This window comes from Litoribacter populi (assembly GCF_007483685.1).
Classification (GTDB): Bacteria; Bacteroidota; Bacteroidia; order Cytophagales; family Cyclobacteriaceae; genus Litoribacter; species Litoribacter populi.
Genome location: NZ_VMKN01000001.1, coordinates 512148 through 534765 on the forward strand (window position 1 = coordinate 512148; position 22618 = coordinate 534765).

Sequence of the window (22618 nt, forward strand, 5' to 3'; positions counted from 1 at the left end):
TTGTTATATAAAAATTTTAAAATTGAAAAAGTACTGTTATTTCTTATTATTAATAATCTTTATTTCATGTTCCACAGAGTATCACCCTTCCGGTCTTGACATAAATAAATCTGAATATGTAGTCAATGGAATCCTTGAGCATGGGCAATTACCTGCTATTTACATTTCCAAAAGCCATCTATACAAATCTTCCGTATCTGAGGTTGATGACATATTGGATGTAACCCTCAGCTGGGAGGATGAAAATGGCAATTTAATTTCTGAGCAATTGGTGAAGGCTGATTCCTTTTATATGGGTAATGCCGAAGTGTTTGAAGGGAATAAATATCATTTACATGTGGATACACCTGAGGGGACTCTATCCGCAACCACCGTTGTGCCCCAAGCAGTACCAATCCTATCTAGCAGGTTGATATTTCCAGCAGGTTTTATGGATACAGAAACTAGGAGTGGCCCTTATTTTCGAATTTCCTTTGACCTTGAAGCTTACTCAAATGAAGATCAATTTTTTGAAGCTTTTATTTATACTGACTATTGGAATGTGGAAGATGATGAAGACCCCATATACAACCTACTTAAAACCTATAATAACGATGAGTTGATTTTGAGGGAAAACCTTCCATCGAATTATCTACATGCATTTGTATTTCAAAAAGAGGCAGGTGATCCGGACCAAATCAGTCTTGCTTTTGACAGTACGATTGGCAATCCTTTTTTTGATGATTTTTTTCCTGTATTATTAACAGTTTCAGAGGAGTATTATAACTATAAAAAATCTTTGGTTAATCATGTGGACGCGATTGGGAGCCCAAACTCTTTTACACTTTCTGATGCTTACTTACCCAATATTTTTAAGCAGATCCAGCCAGTTTACTCCAATATAGAGGGAGGCATTGGAATTTTTGCGGGTGTCAGTAGGAGTGAATTACTTACAACATGTAATCTGAATGGAAATGTCTGTGAATAAATATTACCTTTTGATATTAGTTTTTCTTGGCATCCACTTTAATTCCCAAAGTCAACAAGTAAGGATAAATGGCATTATCACCGATGCTGCTTCTGGGGAAAGCCTTATCGGTGCATCAGTATTTCTGCCGCAATCAAGTAGTGGGGCATCTGCCAATGAATATGGGTTTTATTCACTTAAAGAAAGGAGGGGCCATGAGGTCACTTTAAGAGTAAGTTACGTAGGATATAAGAGTCAAACCCTGACCCTTTTGGCGGAAAGCGATACCACCATTAATTTTAGATTGACACCACAGCTTATGGAAGAAGTGGTAGTGATAGGTGATAAAAAGATCGAAAAAAAATCCATTAGCAAGGTAAACTTCAATGCGCCAGCTCTGTTGGAATATCCTTCATTTAAACCTGATGTGGATATATTAAATGTATTGCAACAACAATCGGGAGTACAGCCGGGGCTTGAAGGGTCAATTGGGTTTTCTGTCCGAGGGGGCAATAATGACCAAAACCTGATCCTTATGGATAATATCCCACTTTATAATACAGGTCATTTGGCAGGGTTTGTATCCATATTTGATCCTTTTGCTATTAATTCCATGACCTTCTACAAGGGAGGTTTTCCCGCGCAGTACGGCGGGAGGATTTCTTCGGTAACGGATATCTATTTGAAGGAAGGGGATCTGCAGTCGTATCATGGGGAGGCAAACATCGGGTTGTTTTCTGGCAAGATTGCATTGGAGGGTCCGATTGTAAAGGATAAAAGTTCATTCTTGGTCTCCTTCCGTAGATCTACTATTGATTTGTTTCTACAGGGAATGTATGCTTTGCAACAAAACACTGAAAATAAGTTCAACTACAATTATCATGACTTGAATGTAAAACTCAATCATATTGTGGATGAAAAGAACCGGCTGTTTTTTAGCTTTTATTCAGGAGGAGATAAAATCAGCACAGTGGGCTCACGCACCTTCCTGGCAAGAGAAAATGTGTTGAGGACCTACAACAGTTCTTATAGGAACGACTGGGGTAACAGATTTGCCAGTTTAAGGTGGAACAGGTTATTGGGGGGCAATGTGTTTTATAATCTTACACTTGCATACTCTGATTTTGGCTATAATCTTTCCAATGAAGATGAGGTGTTGGATAATGGAGAGATTAATTTATATAACAGCTATCATTACCGTGTAGCGGTCCGGGATTTGGTGTTGAAAAATGATTTTGATTTTGCCTTATCCAATCAGGTTAAATTTAAGGCCGGTCTGCACCTTACGGCCCACCATTTTCAGCCTCTTGACTGGGAGCAAAGTAGAGTTGAACTGGAGGGGCTTGGCAGCTATGAAAATCGAAACTTTGTAGAGTTAAATGCTTTTGATGGGTTTGTTTATCTTCAAAGCGACCTTTCTTTATTGGATACCAGGCTACGGCTTCAGCCAGGCATTCGGGCAGGCAAATATTTTCTACCGGAATCTAATGGGTTTTTGCTGTTGGAACCAAGATTCAATGCAGCCTACGATCTAGCTCCGGATAAAACTATTCAGGCGGATTATGCCCGGATGGGACAGACTGTACATTCTTTGAATTCTTCGGGGACCTCTTTGACTCCAGATATATGGATTCCCGTGACGGATAGGCTGAGACCTGCTATCAGTGACCAGGTGTCGTTTTCTTATTCACAAGAATGGGAACCTCAACGCGCCAGTGTTCAAATGGGGGTGTTTTATAAAGAAATGCAGAACCTGATCGAGTTCAACCAAAGTTCGGGATTTGGGACTATTAGAGAAAATTGGGACGAGCAGTTTGCCCATAATGGTTTTGGTCAGGCATATGGTTTTGAGATTTCTGGGGATAAGCAGTATGAAAAATTCAGGTTTGAGGGAAATTATACTTTCTCAAGATCACTCAGGCGCTTTGATGAGCTGAACGGCGGGGAGGTATTTGCCCATAATTTTGACAGACCCCATAATATTACCCTGACCTCTCTGGTGAGGTTGAACCAGAAGACTACGCTTTCCCTGCTCTGGACGTATCAAACTGGCCAGCCGATGACATTGGGTACCCAGACTTATAATGCCATCAACAACCACCGTATCTCTTTGGCGAACTATGCCGATCAGCCGGCAAATTTTGATCTTCCGAACCCGAATCCTACTTTTTTTGAGGATGTTCTTTTGGTACGGGATATGAATAATTACCGCATGCCTGATTATCATCGTCTGGATTTGGCTTTGAGCCATCGTAAAAGGTGGAGGAACAACTGGGTAAGGACATTCTCGGTAAACGTTTACAATGCTTATAACCGTCAGAATGCCTATTTTATCTATACCGAGAAAACCGGGGAGTCAATTAGTTTTAGGCAATTTTCACTGTTTCCAATTCTGCCGACGGTGTCCTATGGAGTGAAGTTTTAGGGGATAAAGGGTATACGCGAGGTTGCAAGTCTAAATAGGTCACCACAGATTACACAAATTTGCACAGATTGATTTATAGTGGGAGATGCTCAACCCCTGTTGGGGTTGTGGTGACTTGTTGGTGTGGGCTGCACCCACGGTTACTGAAAAGTTCAACCCTTGTAGGGTTGCTGGGTTGAATGAATCCGCTATACTTCTGAAGTTGAGGGAAAATTGGCCCCCTTATAAAGGGTCGGTGCAAAAACAGAGTATTTGTCTAGAGAAAAAGCCAGTTTGTCTAAATTAATTTCATGTGATAACTCTTATTGCTATTATTGTTTATAGAATACTTCTATTTCCTGCATTATGGACACCTGTGCATTTACAGTTGCAGCAGCAATAATTCATTGCGCTATTAGCCATTAAATAAATGTTTATGATATCAACTGAAAAATTATATCTTATAGGGTTAGTATTTGTATTTATATTATTTATTTTAGCTGTAATTGATATAAATAAAAATGTTTATAAAGGAAATAAAAGAAGTGTATATTGGATCTGGCTTCTGGTGTTTTTTCCAATTGTGGGTCCAATTATATATTTTTTAATGCGAAATAAGTTGACATAATGCTAAAAAAGGGAGCAAATTGCTCCCTTTTTCTGAAATGCTCAAGCCCTTCAGGGTTTCTGGTAAACTGCCTCCCCCTTTGCGTTTCTTCTTATCTTTGCGGTTTTTGGAGGAAGTTACCAAGCACATTTACAATCCATCATGATTTCCTTATCTTTGCAGCATGAAAATCATTAAGACCAACTTAGAGGGCTGCTTTGAGATAGATCCGGATATAATAGGGGATGAGCGAGGGTATTTTTATGAATCCTTCAATGTGCAGACTTTCGAGAAAGTGACTGGCATAAAGCCTGATTTTGTGCAGGACAACCAGTCCAAATCCAAAAAAGGGGTGTTCAGAGGACTTCACTTTCAAGCACCGCCTTACGCTCAGGCCAAATTGGTGCGCGTAATAAGCGGTGAGGTTTTGGATGTGGCGGTGGATATCCGGAAGGGTTCCCCGACGTTTGGGCAGCATCATGCAGTGTTGCTGAGTGCGGAAAACAAAAAGCAGTTTTATCTGCCTAGGGGATTTGCCCATGGGTTTTTGGTGCTTTCTGAGACGGCTGAGTTTTTCTACAAATGCGACAATTATTATAACCAGCCTTCCGATGGCGGTATACACTATAATGATCCCAGCCTGAAGATAGATTGGCAGATGGATGAGTCAGAGATTATCCTGTCCGAAAAAGATAGGAACCTGCCTAGGCTGATGGATTTTGATTCACCGTTTGAGTATTAATAAGAATTGGCCACGAAGGAGCAAAGGCTCAAAGGGGAAAAACTTAGTGTCTTAGTTTCTTTGTGGGAAAAAAACACAGATTCCTCGGATTTCACAGTGTATAGTGTGGAAGAATTTGGCCACGAAGGCGCGATGGCGCAAAGCAGAAAAACTTAGTGTCTTCGAGCCTTTGTGGCAAAAAAAAAAACACAGATATCTCGTATTTCACAGAGTATAGCCACGAAGGCGCGAAGGCGCAAAGAAAAAAACTTAGCGTCTTGGAGCCTTTGTGGCCCTTTAAAACTTTAACGATATGAAAATTTTAGTAACCGGTGGTAAGGGGCAATTGGGCCAGGAGTTGGAGGGGCTTGTGAGGGAGTCTGGACATGAGGGGGAATGGATATTTGCTTCTAGTAAGGAGGTGGATATTACCGATAGGGAAAAGCTCAAGAAATTTTTAGAAGATATAAACCCTGACGTAATTGTAAACTGTGCAGCTTATACAGCTGTAGACAAAGCCGAGGAGGATGATGAAAGGGCAAAGGCTATCAATGTGGATGGGGTAAGGCATTTGGCAGAACTCGGCCAGGATAAACTCATCATCCATATTTCCACTGATTTCGTATTTGATGGGACTTCCCATATTGCCTACAAGGAGGATGCTGTCACCAACCCACTGGGAGTGTATGGGCAGACTAAATTTGATGGTGAGAAAGCCTTGCTTGCAGTGGCAAAGAATGCCGTGGTAGTGCGGACTTCTTGGCTTTATGGTAGTTATGCCAACAACTTCATGAAAACTATGCTGCGTTTGGCTGAAACCCGATCGGAGCTAAATGTGGTGGCTGACCAGATTGGAACCCCAACCTATACCGGTGATCTCGCAAAAGCTATCATCAAGATCGTTGACCTTGGAGGGATCTCTCCGGGGATTTATCATTTCAGTAATGAGGGTGTCACCACCTGGTATGGGTTTGCCCATAGTATTTTTGACTACGGTGGCTTATCTATAAAAGTCAAACCCATCCCCTCAGCTCAATACCCCACTCCTGCCCAGCGACCTCATTTCAGTGTATTGGACAAGTCGAAGATCAAGGAAGCACTGGATATAGAAATCCCGCATTGGAGGGATAGCTTGAAGGTGGCGTTGGGTTGTACTAAGCACTAGGTATTTTGTACTAAGTTAGGAATCGCAAGGAAAAAGTAATTTGTGAATAAGACTTTGCGTTTCTTGCGAATCTTTGCGGTTGGTTTCGGAATGTGAGGCAAAGCCTGCCTACCGGCAAAGGCAGGCCTCAATTTTCGGAGTCCCGAGGCACAGCCTCGGGACAACGTGAGACAACGTGACAGCGGCAACCTTAAGAACAACATCAAAATTGCCTAAAAAAGCGGTCTGTCCTGCGGTGTACTTGGTACCTTGTACTTAGTACCAAGTATTGTCTGTACCAGGAATTAATTCATATTCAACTTCTCCCTATCCAATACCTCTTTTGAAAGAGCGGGCTTCTTGTAGGCCTTTTTGGTAATCCTAGTGGAAAGTACCGTAGGCTTGGTTTTGTTGATTTTGATGATCTGGATGAGGGTGTATCGGTCCAATACCAATCCCAACGTAACAGCACTTAAAACCACAATTGGCAACATGACATGGTCATTGTAGGATTGGCCTAGGAAAATCAAGCCGATAAACAGCAGCTTAACTGTTCCCAACACATAAGCCACCTGATCATGGCCAAGACCCATTCTCAATAGGAAGTGGTGTACATGGCTTTTATCCGGTGCCAATGGTGATTTGCCATTCAGTACTCTTTTAGTGAAAATTCTTGCTGTGTCGTAAATTGGTACAATAAGTAAGGCCACACCTGAAGCGATCGGAGCGCTGTATTTGAAACCTTCTGCGCCGAGCATTGTGCCGTTTTTATCGATAAAGAGTATCACCAACACTGAAAGTACAAAACCGATACTCAAAGAACCGGTGTCTCCCATGAAGATTTTGGCTGGATGCCAGTTGTAAAGCAGGAAGCTCAATATTGCACCCACCATGGTGAAGGCAATGATGCCGTAAGGAAGCATGCCGGCGGTGATAAACCACCAACCTAAAAAGGTGAGGGTAATAGTACTTATGGTGCCAGCGAGTCCATCGAGACCATCAATGAGGTTGAAGGCGTTGGTCAATACGATGATGGTGAAGAATGTCAGGAAGTAGCTGACAGCCAATGGGATTTCATAAACTCCTAGGAAGCCATAAAAGCTGGTAACCCGGATATCGGCCATGCCAATGACCAAAAAGGCGGCGATACACTGTCCGATAAGTTTTTGCAAAGCAGTAAGTTCCACCAAATCATCTCTCAGTCCCAGTGTAAACATGATGCCCATGGCTATGAGGAAATAGCGGGTAGTGGCCATCTGGTCAAAGGAAAGCCAGGTAGCAAGTCCGATGAAGGTGGCCAGCATGATGGAGATTCCCCCCATGGATGGGGTCATCCCTTTATGTATTTTCCTTCCCCCGGGAGCGTCCAATACATTGTTTTTCCTGAAGAAAAATATAATGATCGGAGTAACTAAGAACCCGAAGAAAAAGGCTGTTAATGTAGCTAAGAATAAAATCATACAAAAATATTTCCTGCAAATTTACCTATATTTTATTAATGGATGAAAGAATATTATATAAAAAGGTTAGCGTTGTATTTTGTCAGGATAATTCTGCATGTTAAAGAATAAAAAAGCGAGAAAGTGCCGAAATGTAACTGTTTTAAGCATATTGCAAAGTCGTTTGAATCAGAATATTTTATACCCCTACGGATGAATACTAAAGAATGTCCTGGCTGTGCTATGCCAGTTGAGCAAAAAGACACAATCTGCCCCATCTGCAAATTCGAATTCCCCCAAAGGAGTAAGGCTTACACTTGGGTGGCGGTGGCTTTGGCGGTATTGATGTTGTTGTTGATTTTTTTGTAAAAGCATAAAGAAATGGTCACAACGTTCGCAATGAATGGCCACAAAGGAATGGTCACTAAGGGCACAAAGAAAAAGGTCACAAAGGAGCACTAAGTAAAAAATAAGTCGCACAATGTTTGAAATGGGGATGAAGGGAAGGCATAGCCTTCATTTTCGAAGTACCAAGACGAAGCCTTGGCACAACACTGCACAGAACCGATAAATTACTTTTAAAGGCCAAAAAGGCTAGAATGAACAACAGTCCTAGAACTACTTAGTACATAGTACCTGGTACTTGGTACCCAATCCCTAGAAATACTTAGTACATAGTGCCTAGTACTTAGTACCCAATCCCAAGAACCACTTTGTACATAGTACCTGGTACCTGGTACCCAATTTTTTTTGTAATTTAGCAGGCCGAATAGAATCGATAACCTAAATATAGAATTTTTATGAAATACAGAATAGAGAAGGATACCATGGGGCCTGTAGAGGTGCCTGCCGATAAATTTTGGGGTGCGCAGACACAGCGTTCCATCAATAACTTCAAAATCGGCGGGGAAAAGAACAGGATGCCTATCGAGATTATCCGTGCTTTCGCCATTTTGAAAAAATCTGCTGCATTTACCAATGCTGAATTGGGGGTGTTGGCTCAGGATAAGGCTGATGCCATCGGAAAAGTATGTGATGAGATCCTGGACGGACAGCTGGATGACCAGTTTCCGCTTGTGGTATGGCAGACGGGCTCAGGTACTCAGTCCAACATGAACTCCAACGAGGTGATTGCCTATAAGGCTCATGTTAACTTGGGCGGTAGCCTGGAGGATGAAAAGAAGAAAATCCACCCTAACGATGATGTGAACAAATCACAGTCATCCAACGATACTTTCCCTACCGCCATGCACATTGCTGCTTACAAAATGGTAGTGGAAACCACCATTCCGGGGATAGAGAAGTTGAGAGATACCTTGAAGGAAAAGTCTGACAAGTTTATGGATGTGGTGAAAATCGGAAGAACCCACTTCATGGATGCCACCCCGCTTACTTTGGGGCAAGAGTTTTCTGGCTATGTAGCCCAGTTAAACTATGGTTTGAAGGCTTTGAAAAACACTTTGGAGCACCTTTCTGAACTTGCACTTGGTGGTACAGCTGTAGGAACCGGTTTGAATACACCAAAAGGATATTCTGAGCTGGTGGCTAAGAAGATTGCTGAATTCTCCGGCCATCCATTTGTCACAGCTCCTAACAAGTTTGAGTCTCTTGCGGCTCATGATGCTATTGTTGAAACACATGGAGCGCTTAAGCAAGTGGCGGTTAGCTTGATGAAGATTGCCAATGATATCAGAATGCTTTCTTCTGGTCCAAGATCCGGAATCGGTGAGATTTTGATCCCTGAAAACGAGCCTGGGTCTTCAATTATGCCTGGAAAAGTGAATCCAACTCAGGTAGAGGCCATGACTATGGTGTGTGCCCAGGTGATGGGTAATGACGTGGCAGTATCGATTGGGGGTTCCAACGGTCACTTTGAACTCAACGTGTTCAAGCCTATGATGGTCAACAACCTGCTTCAGTCTGCCCGCTTGATTGGTGATGCCTGTGTGTCTTTCAATGACAACTGTGCTGTAGGTATTGAGCCAAACACACCATTTATCCAACGTCATTTGGAAAACTCCTTGATGTTGGTAACTGCACTTAATCCGCATATCGGTTATGAAAATGCCGCCTCCATCGCTAAAAAGGCCCATAAAGAAGGTACAAGCTTAAGAGAAGCCGCTTTGGACCTAGAGCTGTTGACAAACGAGCAGTTTGACGAGTGGGTAAAGCCTGAGGAGATGACTGGAAGCTTAAAATAATTTGTGGGCAATTGTCCTGACTTCATTAAGAAAAAACTCCTGTAGAAATTTTTGCAGGAGTTTTTTTGGTTTTAATTTTTTGATTAAATTTACTGTAAATCAACCATTTAGGATATGAAAACCTTCAAGAGTCTTATTTTTTTAGGCCTATTTTTCGGTTCCCTCATTATGTGCAGCCCCGTGCATGCACAATTGAACATGGAAGAGTTTTTGACTAAGTGGGAAAACAGTAAGGAATACACTTTGGAAATCGTGGACAAAATGCCTGAAGACAAGCTTGATTTTCGGTTTGACCCGGAGTCCAGGACTTTCAAAGAACAAATTGTCCACCTAGCTGGTGCTATAGCAGGGCTAGGTCAGGGTTTCCTTGAGGGAGAAGACCCTGGTTTTGAAACAGATATTGACAGGACTAATAAGGATGAACTGAAGGAGTTTGTGGCCAACTGCTTTGACTACGGGAAAACCACCTTTGAAAATCTTAGTGAAGAGCAGATGGATGAGCGTATTGATACTTTTGCTGGAAACATTACCAGAAGACAGATGGTAGGCCTTATCAGTGATCACGTCACGCACCATAGAGGTGCCGCCATTGCCTATCTCCGAGCAAATGGCATTGCCCCTCCGCAATATAGAGCGCTTTAATGTACTAAGAGTATCAAGTAGCAGGTACCAAGTACAGATTCTGGATCCGTCATCTTTGCATCCTCCATTGGACATCGGACATCCATGCATCCCGCATCGGACTTCCTATATCCGTCATTTTTTCCATTGATCGCTGACTTTTGCCATCTGTGTTTATTTTATTTTTTCTCCGAACTATATCAGGTAAATTGCCCTTTACTTATCAGTTAAAGTTTCCCCAAAGTGACTGAAAATGCCTGATAATAAACAGCTATTGTATTACAAATCCTATAAACATCCGACCAGCCAGGAATGGATGGTGCTGATCCATGGTGCCGGTGGCTCCTCTGCCATTTGGTATAAGCAGATCAAGGAGTTTAAGGCTTCTTATAATTTGCTGTTGATTGATTTGAGAGGCCATGGCCGGTCAGCCAACAAGCTGAGTAGCCTTTGGAAAGAGGAATATACCTTTCCAGCCGTGACAAGGGACATTATTCAAGTCTTGGACCACCTGCATATAAAGCAAGCTCATTTTATGGCAGTTTCTTTAGGGACTATATTGGTAAGGCAGCTTGCGGAAATGGCACCTGAGAGGGTTAAGAGCATGGTGCTTGCAGGTGCGGTGACCAGGCTGAACGTGAAAAGCAGAATACTGGTGAGTCTAGGAAATACTTTTAAAAGTATTATCCCCTATATGTGGCTTTATCGTTTATTTGCTTGGGTGATCATGCCAAGAAAAAGGCATTCCGAATCCAGAAACCTCTTTGTGAGGGAGGCCAAGAGGCTTTGCCAAAAAGAGTTTATCCGCTGGTTTAAGCTTACCGGGGAGGTCAATCCGCTGCTTAGGTATTTCAAGGAACAAGATTTGGGCATCCCCACACTATATATTATGGGTGAAGAGGACTTCATGTTCTTGAAGCCTGTCAAAAAGATAGTAAAAGAACATACCAATGCCTTCTTGCAGGTTGTCCGGCAATGTGGGCATGTGGTGAATGTGGAGCAACCTCAGGCATTTAATCGGCTTACGCTAGAATTTCTAAATGGCGGCCATCAAGGCAGCTAATCATATAAAGTCCAATAATGAACAAGAGAACGAAAATCACTTTAATTGTAGTCATTGTTTTAGTGATAGCGGGTTTGTTTTTTTACCCGAGAATAGAAATGTTTCAGGAAAACACCGACTCGGGGGCTCAAGCCTCAGCCGGTGGTAGTGCCAATCTTCTTCCTGTAAATGTCATTGAGGTGAGACCTGAAAGGTTGGAAAATAACCTCAGTCTGACAGGAACTGTCATTCCAAACGAAATGGTGACCCTGCGACCTGAAATCTCTGGATTGGTGGAAAGAATCAGTTTCAGGGAAGGAGAATTTGTGAAAAGAGGTACTCCTCTTCTATATCTTAATGATGATGAACTTAAGGCTCAAGCTTCTAGGTTAGATTATCAGAAAAAACTTTTTGAGGGACAAGAAGAAAGGCAAAGACAATTGCTGGAAAGAGAAGCCATTTCCCAAGAGGAATATGACATTGCACTCAACCAGTTTAACACTAATTTGGCTGATATCCAGCTTATCGACGCACAGCTTCGAAAGACAGTTGTTAGGGCCCCGTTTGATGGAGTTTTGGGTTTAAGACAGGTTTCGGAAGGAAGCTTTATTAGTTCCACGGATGAGATTGTAAGTGTAGTAAACCTTGACCCTATTAAATTAGAATTTTCCGTTCCTGAGCGTTATGCCAACAGGGTGAAAACAGGCTCTAAAGTGCATTTTTCCACTACCGCGACAGATGGTGAGACAGTGGGGACTGTATATGCCATAGAGCCTAATGTGGATGCTGCGACCAGGACATTGAAATTGAGGGCAGAAAGTCCAAATAAGGATAGAAAGTTTTTGCCGGGCATGTTTGTGCGGGTGAGGTTAAATCTTGATGTGCAGGATAGTGCTTTGATGGTGCCATCTGAAGCTATTATTCCTGAGCTGGATGGCTATAAGGTGTTTGTGGCAAGAGATGGAATAGTGGAAGAGGCGAAGATCTCTATCGGAACGAGAACCGAAAGACAGGTTCAGGTGTTGGATGGCCTTCAAAAGGGTGACCTGGTATTGACCACGGGGGTGCTGCAAGTAAGAACGGGAATGTCCGTAGAGACCACAAAAATTAACTAAGCATGGCGAGTTTATCAACGATTAGCATACAGAGACCGGTTCTGGCAATCGTTCTGTCCCTGACAATAGCATTGTTTGGGATTATAGGGATTTCATATTTGGGCGTTAGGGAATACCCTAGCGTGGATCCGCCTATCATCAACGTCCGCACGACTTACGTGGGGGCCAATGCTGATGTGATTGAAGCCCAAATTACAGAGCCTTTAGAAGAAGCCATCAACGGTATTTCAGGGATTAAATCCCTGACTTCCACCAGTAATGACGGTACCAGTAACATCACAGTTGAATTTGATGTGGGAGGTGACTTGGAGGCCGCTGCTAATGATGTGCGGGATAAAGTTTCTGGTGCCCAACGAAATTTACCTCCTGATGCGGACCCACCTGTAGTGTCCAAGGCCGATGCGGATAGCCAGCCCATTGTTTTTCTAAACGTCCAAAGTGATCGAAGGAACCTCTTGGAGCTTTCTGACCTGGCCAATAACATTTTCAAAGAAAGACTTCAAACCATCCCAGGGGTAAGTACTGTCCAGATTTGGGGTGAAAAGCAGTATGCTATGAGGCTTAGGATGGATCCATTGCGGATGGCTTCCTATGGAGTCACACCATTGGATATCCTCAACACGGTGCAAAGTGAAAATGTGGAACTGCCCTCAGGAAGAATAGAGGGGTCTTCAATTGAACTTTCCGTACGAACCAAGGGACGCTTGAACACTCCGGATGAATTTAACCGAATGATCGTGCGGGATGATGGCAACAACATCGTACAGTTTCAGGATGTGGGCCGGGCTGAACTGGCACCGCTGAATGAAAGGACTGTGCTGAAAAGAGACGGTATTCCAATGGTCGGGGTGGTACTGATTCCTTTGCCGGGTTCCAACAATATTGAGATTACCGATGAGTTCTATAAACGATTGGAGTTTATAGAGAAAGACCTTCCTTCGGATGTAAAACTGGGAATAGGCTTTGACTCTACCCAATATATACGTTCCTCCATCAGCGAGGTGCAACAGACGATTTTCACCGCATTTATCCTGGTGGTATTGATCATCTTCCTGTTTTTAAGGGATTGGAGGACCACCTTTATCCCGGTAATTACGATTCCAATTTCCTTGATAGGGGTGTTCTTTATTATGTACTTGATGGACTTTTCCATCAACGTGTTGACCTTACTTGGGATAGTTCTCTCCATCGGTCTGGTGGTGGATGATGCCATTGTGGTGTTGGAGAATATCTATACTAGGATAGAGAAGGGTGAAAAACCTATGTCTGCCGCTATAAAGGGTGCCGAGGAGATTTTCTTTGCCGTTATTGCCACCACTGTTGCTTTGGCAGCAGTATTTTTACCTGTAATATTCCTGACTGGTACCACAGGCCGTCTGTTTAGGGAGTTTGGTATTGTAGTAGCAGGGGCTGTTATCATTTCTTCTTTTGTAGCCTTGACCATGACACCGATGTTGAGCAGTAGGCTGTTAAAGAAGAGAGAGAAACCCAATTGGATTTATATTAAGACGGAACCCATATTCCTCTGGTTGAATAAAAAATATGAAAACGCCCTTGCCGGATTTATGAAAGTAAGGTGGATGGCTTTTGTGATTATTGTAGGAATGAGTGGAATCATCTATTACCTTTTCAATACCATCCCAACTGAATTGGCCCCAACAGAAGATAGGGGTGAAATGCGGATCAATATGAGTGGTCCTGAAGGAGCTACTTTTGGATTTATGGACCGTGTGATAGATGAGTTGACCATTGAGTTTGATGAAAAAATTCCTGAGAGAAGCGGGTTTATTTCTGTTACCTCTCCAGGTTTTGGTACTTCAAGTACCAATTCCGGTTTTCTCCGGATTATGTTGACCGATGCTACTGAAAGGGAGAGAAGCCAGCAGGAAATTTTCGATCAGGTATCGGGGATACTTCAGAGAAAAACTGCTGTTCGTGCATTTGCCACTCAACCTCAATCCATAGGGGACAGAAGAGGTGGGTTGCCGGTGCAGTTTGTAATTCAGGCCCAGACGCTGGAGAAACTTAAAGATGTGATCCCTGAATTTATGACTAAAGTAAACCAAAGTGAGGTTTTTAGTTTTTCTGATATCAATCTTAAGTTTACCAAGCCTGAACTAGAGGTGGAGATTGACCGGGAAAAAGCCCGAAACATTGGGGTTTCCGTTCAAGAAATCGCCAGAACCTTGCAGCTTTCCTACTCTGGACAGCGTTTCGATTATTTTATCATGAACGGCAAGCAATATCAGGTGGTAGGTGAAATGCAGCTTGAGGACAGGAACGAACCTATCAACCTAAGAAGTCTCTACGTGCGTTCAGGAAATGGAGAACTTATACAGCTAGATAATCTAGTGACCATTACTGAGCGAAGTACCCCTCCTCAGCTTTACCGTTTCAACAGGTTTGTCAGTGCTACCGTTTCCGCTGGTTTGGCCCCTGGTTATACCATTGGAGGTGGTCTTGATGAGATGGACAGGATAGCGGGTGAGGTTTTGGATGAAAGTTACAGTACTGACGTGGAAGGACTATCGAAAGAGTTCCGAGAAAGTTCTAACAGCTTGATCTTTGCCTTCGTGTTTGCCTTGGTGTTGATCTACTTGGTGCTTTCTGCACAGTTTGAAAGCTTCTTGGATCCCTTGACCATCATGTTTACAGTTCCTTTGGCACTTTGTGGCGCCTTGATATCTTTATGGGCATTCGATTTTACCCTGAATATCTTCAGCCAGATCGGGATAATTATGCTCATAGGACTGGTGACGAAAAATGGTATCTTGATCGTGGAATTTGCCAATCAGCGGAAGGCCCAGGGATTATCTGTTTATGATTCCATAGTTGGTGCGGCTGGGGCTAGGTTTAGACCTATCTTGATGACCAGCCTTTCCACCATATTAGGTATTCTTCCTATTGCCTTGGCATTAGGAGCTGGAGCCGAAAGCAGGGTGCCGATGGGAGTAGTGGTAATTGGCGGAATGGCCTTTTCCACCATATTGACCCTGTTTGTGATTCCTGCAGTATATACATATTTGACATCTAAAGAAGGCAGATTAGCTAGAGTTTAATGAATAAATCTTTTTTATTAACACTTGCGTTATTGGTTTCCACTTTGCCTTTATTGGCCCAGGAAAGGCAAAAACTGGATTTTGAAAGGGCGGTTGAATTGGGCTTGGACAATAACTTCCAGGTGAAGATAGCCGTCAACGAAACTGAAATAGCAGAATACGACCGCTTGCTTGGTCAGAGTCTTCTACTTCCAACCTTGGATGCCACCTATACAGGGACATACAGGAGAGAGGATGTGGAACAACGGTTTGTAAGTGATCCTGAGCCTCGTATTATTCCTGGCGCCCAAACCTACAACAGGAACTTTACCATGGCGACAATTTATGGCTTTAGGCCAGAGGCTGTGGTTGCGCTGAAGCGGTTAGGGCAGTTGGCTGAAGTTACGGATATGGAGGCCAAGGTTGTGATTGAAAACACGGTTGCTACCATTTCCACTTCCTATTATCGCTTGGTTCTTGAATTGCAGCGCTATGAGGTATTGAGTAAGGCCTTGGAATTATCTGAAGAGCGTCTGGATATTGCTCGTGCTCAATATGAGTTTGGACAAGCATCCAAAAGGGACTTTCTAGCTGCTCAGGTAGATTACAATGCTGATTTGGCAGCTTTGGTTAACCAAGAACAAATTATTGAAACAACCCGGATCAATCTTAATGAGATCTTGGCGATAGACCCGGATGTACAATTTGAGGTCAATGATACTATCACGGTTCGGGATGATATTCGATTGGGGGATTTGGTTGAAAATGCCTATACGGACAATAAACAGCTTTTGGCAACCCAGCGTATGGAGAATGTGGCCTATCTACAACTAAGAGAAGCTAGGGCTGCTAGGTTGCCATATCTGACTATCAATGGTGCCTATAACAATTCCATTCTAAATTCAGACGCAGGTTTCTTGTTAGAAAACAGGGTGGATGGATTCACTGCAGGAGCCACGGTAGGAATCAACTTGTTTAGTGGTTTTGCTTTAAACAGGCGGATCCAACAGGCAAAGGTGCAGCAGAGGAATCAGCAGTTTGCTATTCAGCAATTTGAGATCCAGATGAAGTCAGACCTTCACCGTTCTTATAATGTGTACACTAACACCAAGCGCCTTTTGGAGATCGAAAGGGAAAATTACGAAGTGGCTGTTGAAAACTCGGACATTGCCTTGGAAAGGTTCAGGCTGGGGATCGCCAGTTATCTCGAATTCCGGGATGCGCAGGTGAACAGGTTGCAAGCTGAGAGCAGATTGATTGAGGCGATATATAATATAAAAGAGTCGGAAATTGAGCTGATGAGGCTCTCGGGGAAAATATATTTTCAGAACCCCCAAGAAACAATTTACTAGTATGAAAAACCCGCTGGATAATAAAATCAGCGGGTTTTTTAATATTATTGGGTCATGTCAGAATACGCAAAATAAAATTAGAACAATATTTGATTTTTGGCAGATTGCTTTGTTTGTGCTATACTTGCACCGGACCAAAGCCTGAAATTCAGGATGCGTATGAGATTACTCTTAAGGGTTTTTATATTTTTGATGTCCACCGTCACACTGCTTAGCTGTAAAAAACAGCACGTAGAAAAGCAGGTTGATTTTTGGGAAAATACGGTGGAACTGGATTTGGATGAGATAAAGAAACGTGGTTTCATCCGAGCCGTAGTCGACAACACTTCTACTAGCTATTACATTTACCGGGGCAGAAGGATGGGGTACGAGTATGAAATGCTGCGTAACCTCTCCAAGGATCTGGGTGTAAACCTGAAAATAGTAGTAGCTTCCGATATAGAGGAGGCTTTCAGAAAACTCAATGAGGGTAAGGTTGATATTATTGCGATCAATCTGGAGAAAACCGATGACCGTACCAATCAAGCGGCTTTTACCAAATATACCAATGAGATCAAGACTGTGTTGGTACAGCGGAGATCTAAAGAAGGTGTAATTGGGGATCTTAAAGAACTTGAGGGTAAAACCGTTCATGTTAGAGAAGGAGCGGTTTTTAAGCAACAACTTCAGCATTGGAAGGACAGTCTGCAGATCAACTTTCATATCCAGGAGATGCCTTATGATTCCGAAGGGCTTGTTAATTTGGTTGTTCAAAAAGAAATTGATTTCACCGTAGTGGATGAAGATGTGGCCAGTGTAAACTCCAATTATTATCCGAGCTTAGATGTTTCCTTGGAAGTCAATCCATCCAGTAAAGTTGGCTGGGCGGTAAGGTCCAATTCCCCGAAGCTTTTGGCTGGGGTGAATAAATGGTTGGGGACTTTTAACAATTCCACCCTACAAGCCATTCTTTACGACAAGTATTTTGTCAACAAAACCAATAGTTACTTCCGAAGCAACAGCCCATTCTCTTCCATAAGCGGAAATAGAATTTCGGCCTATGATGAAATGATAAAAAAGGCCGCTGAAAACTTGGGTTGGGATTGGAGGCTATTGGCCGCTCTTATTTTTAAAGAATCGCGCTTTGATACCGAGGCTATTTCCTATGCCGGCGCTTCAGGCCTTTTGCAGTTGATGCCAGTGACCTTGGAGCGTTTTGGGGTATCTGATCCTAATGATCCTTTTGAAAGCCTTATGGGTGGAGTAAACTATCTCAAATACCTTGATAAGTATTGGCAAAGGCGAGTGCCTGAGGTAAATGAGCGGATAAGGTTTATCCTTGCCTCCTACAATGTGGGACACGGCCATGTGGACGATGCTTGGAGACTGGCTCTAAAGGACGGTCATAATCCAAGTGAATGGGCCAATGTTGCCATTTTCTTGAAGCAAAAATCCAATCCAGAAATTTACCGGGATCCTGTAGTAAAAAGTGGCTATGCCAAGGGCCATGTAGCCGTCAATTATGTAGAGGATGTTTACGGCCTTTTCGAGTCATATAAGGTTTTGGTAGAGCCTTAAAACCCTATCATTTTACTCATTATTTTGGCTGAAAGCAGACAGAGGGGAATTCCTCCGCCTGGGTGCACAGATCCGCCACAGAAATACAGGTTCTTGATGTCACTGGAGAAGTTGGCGTGACGAAGAAATGCCGCATATTTATTGTTGGAACTGTTACCATACAAAGCTCCCTGGGCAGATGAGGTTTTACTCTCTATGGTTCTTGGGTCCAAAATTTCCTCAACTTCGATCAACGACTCAATATCCGTATTTAAAGTGCGATTAATCTTCTTGATGATATTTTTCCTTGCTTCCAAAATAAGGCTGTCCCAGTCTTGTCCCTGATTGTTGGGCACATTGATCATGGTAAACCAATTCATGCTATCTTTTGGAGCATCGTCCTGTTTATACACAGATGTGATGTTGATGTATACCGTCGGATCCTCAGAAATAGTCTTTCGGTTGAATATATGGTTAAACTCCTCTTTGTAGTCTTGGCTGAAAAGTATGTTGTGTAGGTTCAATTCTGGAAAATGTTGCTTGATGCCCCAGTAGAAGATAAGCGCTGAACTGGACTTTGGCTGGTTAAGCAATTTCTTAGGCTGCTTTTGATCCTTTAGGATGGTTTTATAGGCATTGACCATATCCATATTGTTCACCACGATATCGGCAAAATATGCATCACCGCCCACTTTGACGCCCACCGCTTTTCCCTCTTTTACCAAAACCTCTTCCACCTTACTGTTGAACTTGAACTCTACTCCTATCTCACTGGCTAATTTAAAGAGACTTGCTGTAATGTCGTACATCCCTTTTTTAGGGAAATAGGCACCGCGGTTAAATTCCAAATGAGGAATAATGTTTAAAGTTGCCGGTGTCTGATAAGGATTGGAGCCATTGTAAGTAGCGTAGCGGTTAAAGAGCTGTATGAGTTTGGGATTTTTGAACTGCTTGGCGTTGGCGCCGTGCATCGTATCAAAGAGTCCCAGTTTATTTAACTGAAGATAGGATTTCAGTGCATCGGTATTTGCCCAGGTGCTTGCTTTGTGTAGAGATCTATGCATAAAAAGCGGAGCCAATCTATCATATAGGTAGGCCGAGTGCTTAAGTTTTTCTTTTACCAAGCTGGCCGGTTCTCCCAATTTGGTTTCCACTTCTTCGGCAAATTGGCTTGTATTGGAATGGGCATGAAGTTTTTGGCCATCTTCCCAAAAGTAATGGCAGTTGACGGGAAGTCTAACATATTCAAAATGGTCCTTGGGATCCCTTCCCGTGATTCTGAAAAGTTCGTCTACTTCTTCGGGCAAAGTGAAGAGTGAGGGTCCAAAATCAAAGCGGTATCCCCCGAGGTGGAATTCGGAAAGTTTGCCACCCGGATGTGAGTTGGCTTCAAATACAGTTACTTGGTATCCCTTAGTTTGTAATCTTATTGCAGCAGCGAGGCCGGCTATACCCGAACCTATGACGATGGTTTTTTTACTCATGATGAGATAACCCGAAAAATTTTCTTCTGTTCGAAATCTTTTGGTTTTAGAACAGAAGATCAGATAAAGAAAGAAAATGTCATCCAAAAAGAAAAAAGCCCGGGAATCATTTCCTGGGCTTTCTTATTTTAGACTTATTACATATTCTCAAATACCCTCCTAAAGCTACAAGCCTCCCCAAGTCTTCCATGCAGCTCGCTGATGGGGACTCTTTCCTGCTCGGTAGTGTCACGGTGACGGATGGTGACCGTATTGTCCTCCAAGGTCTGGTGATCGACGGCGATACAGAATGGGGTGCCGATCAGGTCCTGACGGGTATAGCGCTTTCCTATGGATGCTGCCTCTTCATAGATGATGTTGAAGTCATATTTCAAAGCATTCACAATCTCTTTGGCCTTGTCCGGCAAACCGTCCTTCTTGGTCAAAGGTAAGATGGCCGCCTTCACTGGGGCGATGGCAGGGTGGAATTTAAGGTAAGTCCTAGACTTCCCGTCTTTTTCTTCTTCCGTAAATGCATTGCAGAAAGTCATCAAGAATAATCTGTCCGCCCCAATGGAAGTTTCAATCACATAAGGGATATAATTCTGGTTGACCTCTGGATCAAAGTACTGTTGCTTTTTCTTGCTGAACTCCTGGTGTTGCTTCAGGTCAAAGTCGGTACGGGAGTGAATACCTTCCACCTCTTTGAAACCAAATGGAAATTCATATTCAATATCCATAGCGGCATTGGCGTAGTGTGCCAGCTTTTCATGGTCGTGCGTCCTGATTTTGGCCTCAGGGATACCCAGAGCCTTGTGCCATTTCACCCTTGCTTCTGACCATTGCTGGTACCATTCCATTTCACTGCCTGGGCGTACGAAGTACTGCATCTCCATCTGCTCAAATTCACGCATACGGAAGATAAACTGACGGGCAACAATCTCATTTCTGAAGGCCTTGCCTATCTGGGCAATTCCAAAAGGCACCTTCATTCTGGCCGTTTTCTGTACATTCAGGAAGTTTACAAAGATCCCCTGTGCAGTCTCCGGTCTCAGGTATATGGTAGAGCTGTCCTCGGCCACCGAACCCACTTGGGTGGAAAACATCAGGTTAAACTGTCTTACTTCAGTCCAGTTAGTCGTGCCTGAGATAGGACAGCTGATGCCCTCATTGATGATCAGGTCTCTCACACCTGCCAAATCTTCAGCCTCAAGCAATCGGCCCATAGCGGCCAAAAGCTGCTTGGATTCTTCCAACTTGCCATCGTTTTCAAGTTTGGCGGCTTTTTCCTCGATAAGAACATCGGCACGGTAACGCTTTTTGCTGTCCTTGTTGTCGATCATGGGATCGTTGAAGCTGTCCACGTGACCGGAAGCCTTCCAGGTGGTTGGGTGCATGAAGATAGACGAGTCAATGCCTACCACGTTATCGTTGAGGCGGGTCATGGTCTCCCACCAAAGTCTCTTCAGGTTATTTTTCAGCTCAACCCCATAGGCACCGTAATCATAAACTGCCTGAAGGCCGTCATAAATCTCGGAAGAGGGGTATACAAACCCATACTCTTTAGCATGGGCAATGATATCTTTCAATTGAGCGATTTCTTGTGTTTGTTCTTGTTTTGCCATAGGTACAAAAATAGGTAAAAACGTATAGTTATCAATTCTATTACAAAGAAGAGATCAGGTTTAGGTTGATAAATCACTGGGATAATAAACAATCAGGGAGATAAAGGGATTTTATAGGTAAAAGTATTTCAAACCTAACCACTAAAACCATGAAAAGCTTTATTCAGAATATCCTGTTGATTATGTTGGCATTGGTCACCTTGACCAGTTGTGATGCCATTGGGGCCATTTTTGATGTTGGTTTAGGTGTAGGAATCATCGGAACCTTGATCGTTGTCGGTATTATAGTACTTATTGTTCGGGCATTGAAGAAATAGATCTATGCTGGATGAGAGCCAATTAGGTTCTCAGTTTTCTAAAATACAGGATACCCAAAGTTATTGTAGATAAGAAGAAGATAAGGGTAGTCCACTCATAGGTTCGTTTGACTTCTCTTTTTTCCTGCACATTGTTTTCCATTTCGGCCAAAGCTCTTTTTAGCCTTCCGATGTCCTGTTCCTGTTTTTGGGCGATATATTTGTAATCGTCCTTTTCGTGGATCACTTCTACGCGCTGGATTTCTCCGAGCATTTTGAGCTCACTCATGATCTGATTATCCTTTTGAATGATTCTTTCCATCCATTCGTTGGTCTGAATCATGTCTTTTTTGGTGCGGTTGCCAAAAATGCCGGATTTCTGACCTTCAGACTGTCTCCATTGCTGGTGTAGGGATTCTCTTTCCTGGACCAGGCGGTTGAGTTTTTCCTGAGCCATGCTCCAAAAAGGGAGGGTAATCAAAAGTAGGGTAATTATTTTTTTCATAAATAAATAAAGGGCATCCTTTCCCATGCCCTTGCTCAAAAATTATGCCCTTAAAAATTCTATTTGAATTTGAGGCGCTTTTTGGCACGGGGCTGAGAACGTCTTATGCGCTTGTTGGAAATATAGAAGTTATAAACAAAATTTATAGCAAGTACCGTGATGGTTATGGTAGGGAAAAAAGCCGGTAGCATACTCTTGATGCCCAAGAGAATCATCAAACTAGCCAATACCCCGAGCTTGTAGGAGGTGTGGGTCTCAGAATGAATTTTCCTGCCAGCCCATAGGCTAAAAGCCTCTAGAAAGGCTACCACCAAAATAAGATAGGTCAATAAATCTTTAGTTTGCAAAGTGCCCATCACCGTAGCCCAGATGGCAATTGAAATGACAAGCACAAAACTTAGGGTGTGGATGTAAGTGTGGAATTTTGTGTTCATAGTATAAGTGGTTATAAGGTTAGAGGTTTAAATTAATAAATTATCATTTGATATTCAATATTTTGCAAATGAAATATTGCGAAGCGTTGAGACGAGTTAGATAAAAATTTGGTCTTAAACAAAAAAAGA

The 22618-nt window shown here is 42.9% G+C and carries 19 protein-coding genes; 14 read left to right on the top strand and 5 right to left on the bottom strand.

Annotated features, from left to right (window positions below; translation table 11 throughout):
- The first annotated feature begins 22 nt into the window (after window positions 1-22).
- The 5 genes from FPL27_RS02090 (at window position 23) to rfbD (ending at window position 5843) form a co-directional block, all read left to right on the top strand.
- Window positions 23-967 (top strand): DUF4249 domain-containing protein, encoded by a 945-nt coding sequence (locus tag FPL27_RS02090; RefSeq protein WP_185974274.1) that lies wholly within the window; start codon window positions 23-25, stop codon window positions 965-967.
- Window positions 954-3371, top strand: a complete 2418-nt coding sequence (locus FPL27_RS02095) for a TonB-dependent receptor (protein WP_185974275.1) — start codon at window positions 954-956, stop codon at window positions 3369-3371. The genes FPL27_RS02090 and FPL27_RS02095 overlap by 14 nt, the downstream gene beginning before the upstream one ends.
- A 415-nt stretch (window positions 3372-3786) precedes the next feature.
- The gene (locus FPL27_RS20250) at window positions 3787-3978 is read left to right on the top strand and encodes a PLDc N-terminal domain-containing protein (protein ID WP_185974276.1); all 192 of its coding nucleotides are present in this window, start codon (window positions 3787-3789) and stop codon (window positions 3976-3978) included.
- A 163-nt stretch (window positions 3979-4141) separates the two neighbouring features.
- A complete protein-coding gene (gene rfbC / locus FPL27_RS02105; protein ID WP_143959517.1) occupies window positions 4142-4699 on the top strand; it encodes a dTDP-4-dehydrorhamnose 3,5-epimerase in 558 nt (185 codons plus the stop codon).
- 292 nt (window positions 4700-4991) lie between these two features.
- On the top strand, window positions 4992-5843 hold the full coding sequence (gene rfbD / locus FPL27_RS02110; protein ID WP_143959518.1) for a dTDP-4-dehydrorhamnose reductase: 852 nt from the start codon (window positions 4992-4994) through the stop codon (window positions 5841-5843).
- A 284-nt stretch (window positions 5844-6127) separates the two neighbouring features.
- Here the strand turns inward: rfbD and FPL27_RS02115 are convergent, their stop codons facing one another.
- A complete protein-coding gene (locus tag FPL27_RS02115; RefSeq protein ID WP_143959519.1) occupies window positions 6128-7282 on the bottom strand; it encodes a glycosyltransferase family 4 protein in 1155 nt (384 codons plus the stop codon).
- Window positions 7283-7474: 192 nt separating this feature from the next.
- Between FPL27_RS02115 and FPL27_RS19745 the strand changes: the two genes are divergently transcribed.
- The 8 genes from FPL27_RS19745 to FPL27_RS02150 all read left to right on the top strand — a co-directional run bounded on the left by FPL27_RS19745 (window position 7475) and on the right by FPL27_RS02150 (window position 18187).
- Window positions 7475-7630, top strand: coding sequence for a hypothetical protein (locus tag FPL27_RS19745; RefSeq protein WP_185974277.1), 156 nt, complete (start codon window positions 7475-7477; stop codon window positions 7628-7630).
- A gap of 431 nt (window positions 7631-8061) precedes the next feature.
- A complete protein-coding gene (fumC, locus tag FPL27_RS02120; RefSeq protein ID WP_143959520.1) occupies window positions 8062-9462 on the top strand; it encodes a class II fumarate hydratase in 1401 nt (466 codons plus the stop codon).
- A gap of 114 nt (window positions 9463-9576) precedes the next feature.
- Complete coding sequence (locus tag FPL27_RS02125) at window positions 9577-10104, top strand: DinB family protein (protein ID WP_143959521.1); 528 nt, start codon at window positions 9577-9579, stop codon at window positions 10102-10104.
- 232 nt (window positions 10105-10336) lie between these two features.
- Entirely contained in the window at window positions 10337-11146 is an 810-nt protein-coding gene (locus FPL27_RS02130; protein WP_143959522.1) for an alpha/beta fold hydrolase, read from the top strand.
- A 17-nt stretch (window positions 11147-11163) separates the two neighbouring features.
- Complete coding sequence (locus tag FPL27_RS02135) at window positions 11164-12240, top strand: efflux RND transporter periplasmic adaptor subunit (protein WP_143959523.1); 1077 nt, start codon at window positions 11164-11166, stop codon at window positions 12238-12240.
- A 2-nt stretch (window positions 12241-12242) separates the two neighbouring features.
- Window positions 12243-15299, top strand: coding sequence for an efflux RND transporter permease subunit (locus tag FPL27_RS02140; protein ID WP_143959524.1), 3057 nt, complete (start codon window positions 12243-12245; stop codon window positions 15297-15299).
- Window positions 15299-16630 (top strand): TolC family protein, encoded by a 1332-nt coding sequence (locus FPL27_RS02145; protein WP_143959525.1) that lies wholly within the window; start codon window positions 15299-15301, stop codon window positions 16628-16630. The genes FPL27_RS02140 and FPL27_RS02145 overlap by 1 nt, the downstream gene beginning before the upstream one ends.
- A 159-nt stretch (window positions 16631-16789) precedes the next feature.
- On the top strand, window positions 16790-18187 hold the full coding sequence (locus FPL27_RS02150) for an MltF family protein (RefSeq protein WP_143959526.1): 1398 nt from the start codon (window positions 16790-16792) through the stop codon (window positions 18185-18187).
- Here FPL27_RS02150 and crtD read toward each other — a convergent pair.
- Window positions 18184-19650 carry a 1-hydroxycarotenoid 3,4-desaturase CrtD gene (gene crtD / locus FPL27_RS02155; RefSeq protein ID WP_143959527.1) on the bottom strand — a complete coding sequence of 489 codons (1467 nt, stop codon included), beginning with the start codon at window positions 19648-19650 and terminating at the stop codon, window positions 18184-18186. The two genes, FPL27_RS02150 and crtD, sit on opposite strands and share 4 nt — an antisense overlap.
- Before the next feature lie 137 nt (window positions 19651-19787).
- The gene (locus tag FPL27_RS02160; protein WP_143959528.1) at window positions 19788-21254 is read right to left on the bottom strand and encodes a glycine--tRNA ligase; all 1467 of its coding nucleotides are present in this window, start codon (window positions 21252-21254) and stop codon (window positions 19788-19790) included.
- Between the two features lie 149 nt (window positions 21255-21403).
- On the opposite strand from FPL27_RS02160, the gene FPL27_RS02165 reads away from it, so the two are divergent.
- The gene (locus FPL27_RS02165; protein ID WP_143959529.1) at window positions 21404-21571 is read left to right on the top strand and encodes a phosphatidate cytidylyltransferase; all 168 of its coding nucleotides are present in this window, start codon (window positions 21404-21406) and stop codon (window positions 21569-21571) included.
- Between the two features lie 22 nt (window positions 21572-21593).
- Here the strand turns inward: FPL27_RS02165 and FPL27_RS02170 are convergent, their stop codons facing one another.
- Both FPL27_RS02170 and FPL27_RS02175 read right to left on the bottom strand, forming a co-directional pair.
- Entirely contained in the window at window positions 21594-22055 is a 462-nt protein-coding gene (locus FPL27_RS02170; RefSeq protein WP_143959530.1) for a Clp protease ClpB, read from the bottom strand.
- A gap of 59 nt (window positions 22056-22114) precedes the next feature.
- Window positions 22115-22489 carry a hypothetical protein gene (locus tag FPL27_RS02175; RefSeq protein WP_143959531.1) on the bottom strand — a complete coding sequence of 125 codons (375 nt, stop codon included), beginning with the start codon at window positions 22487-22489 and terminating at the stop codon, window positions 22115-22117.
- Between the last annotated feature and the right edge of the window lie 129 nt (window positions 22490-22618).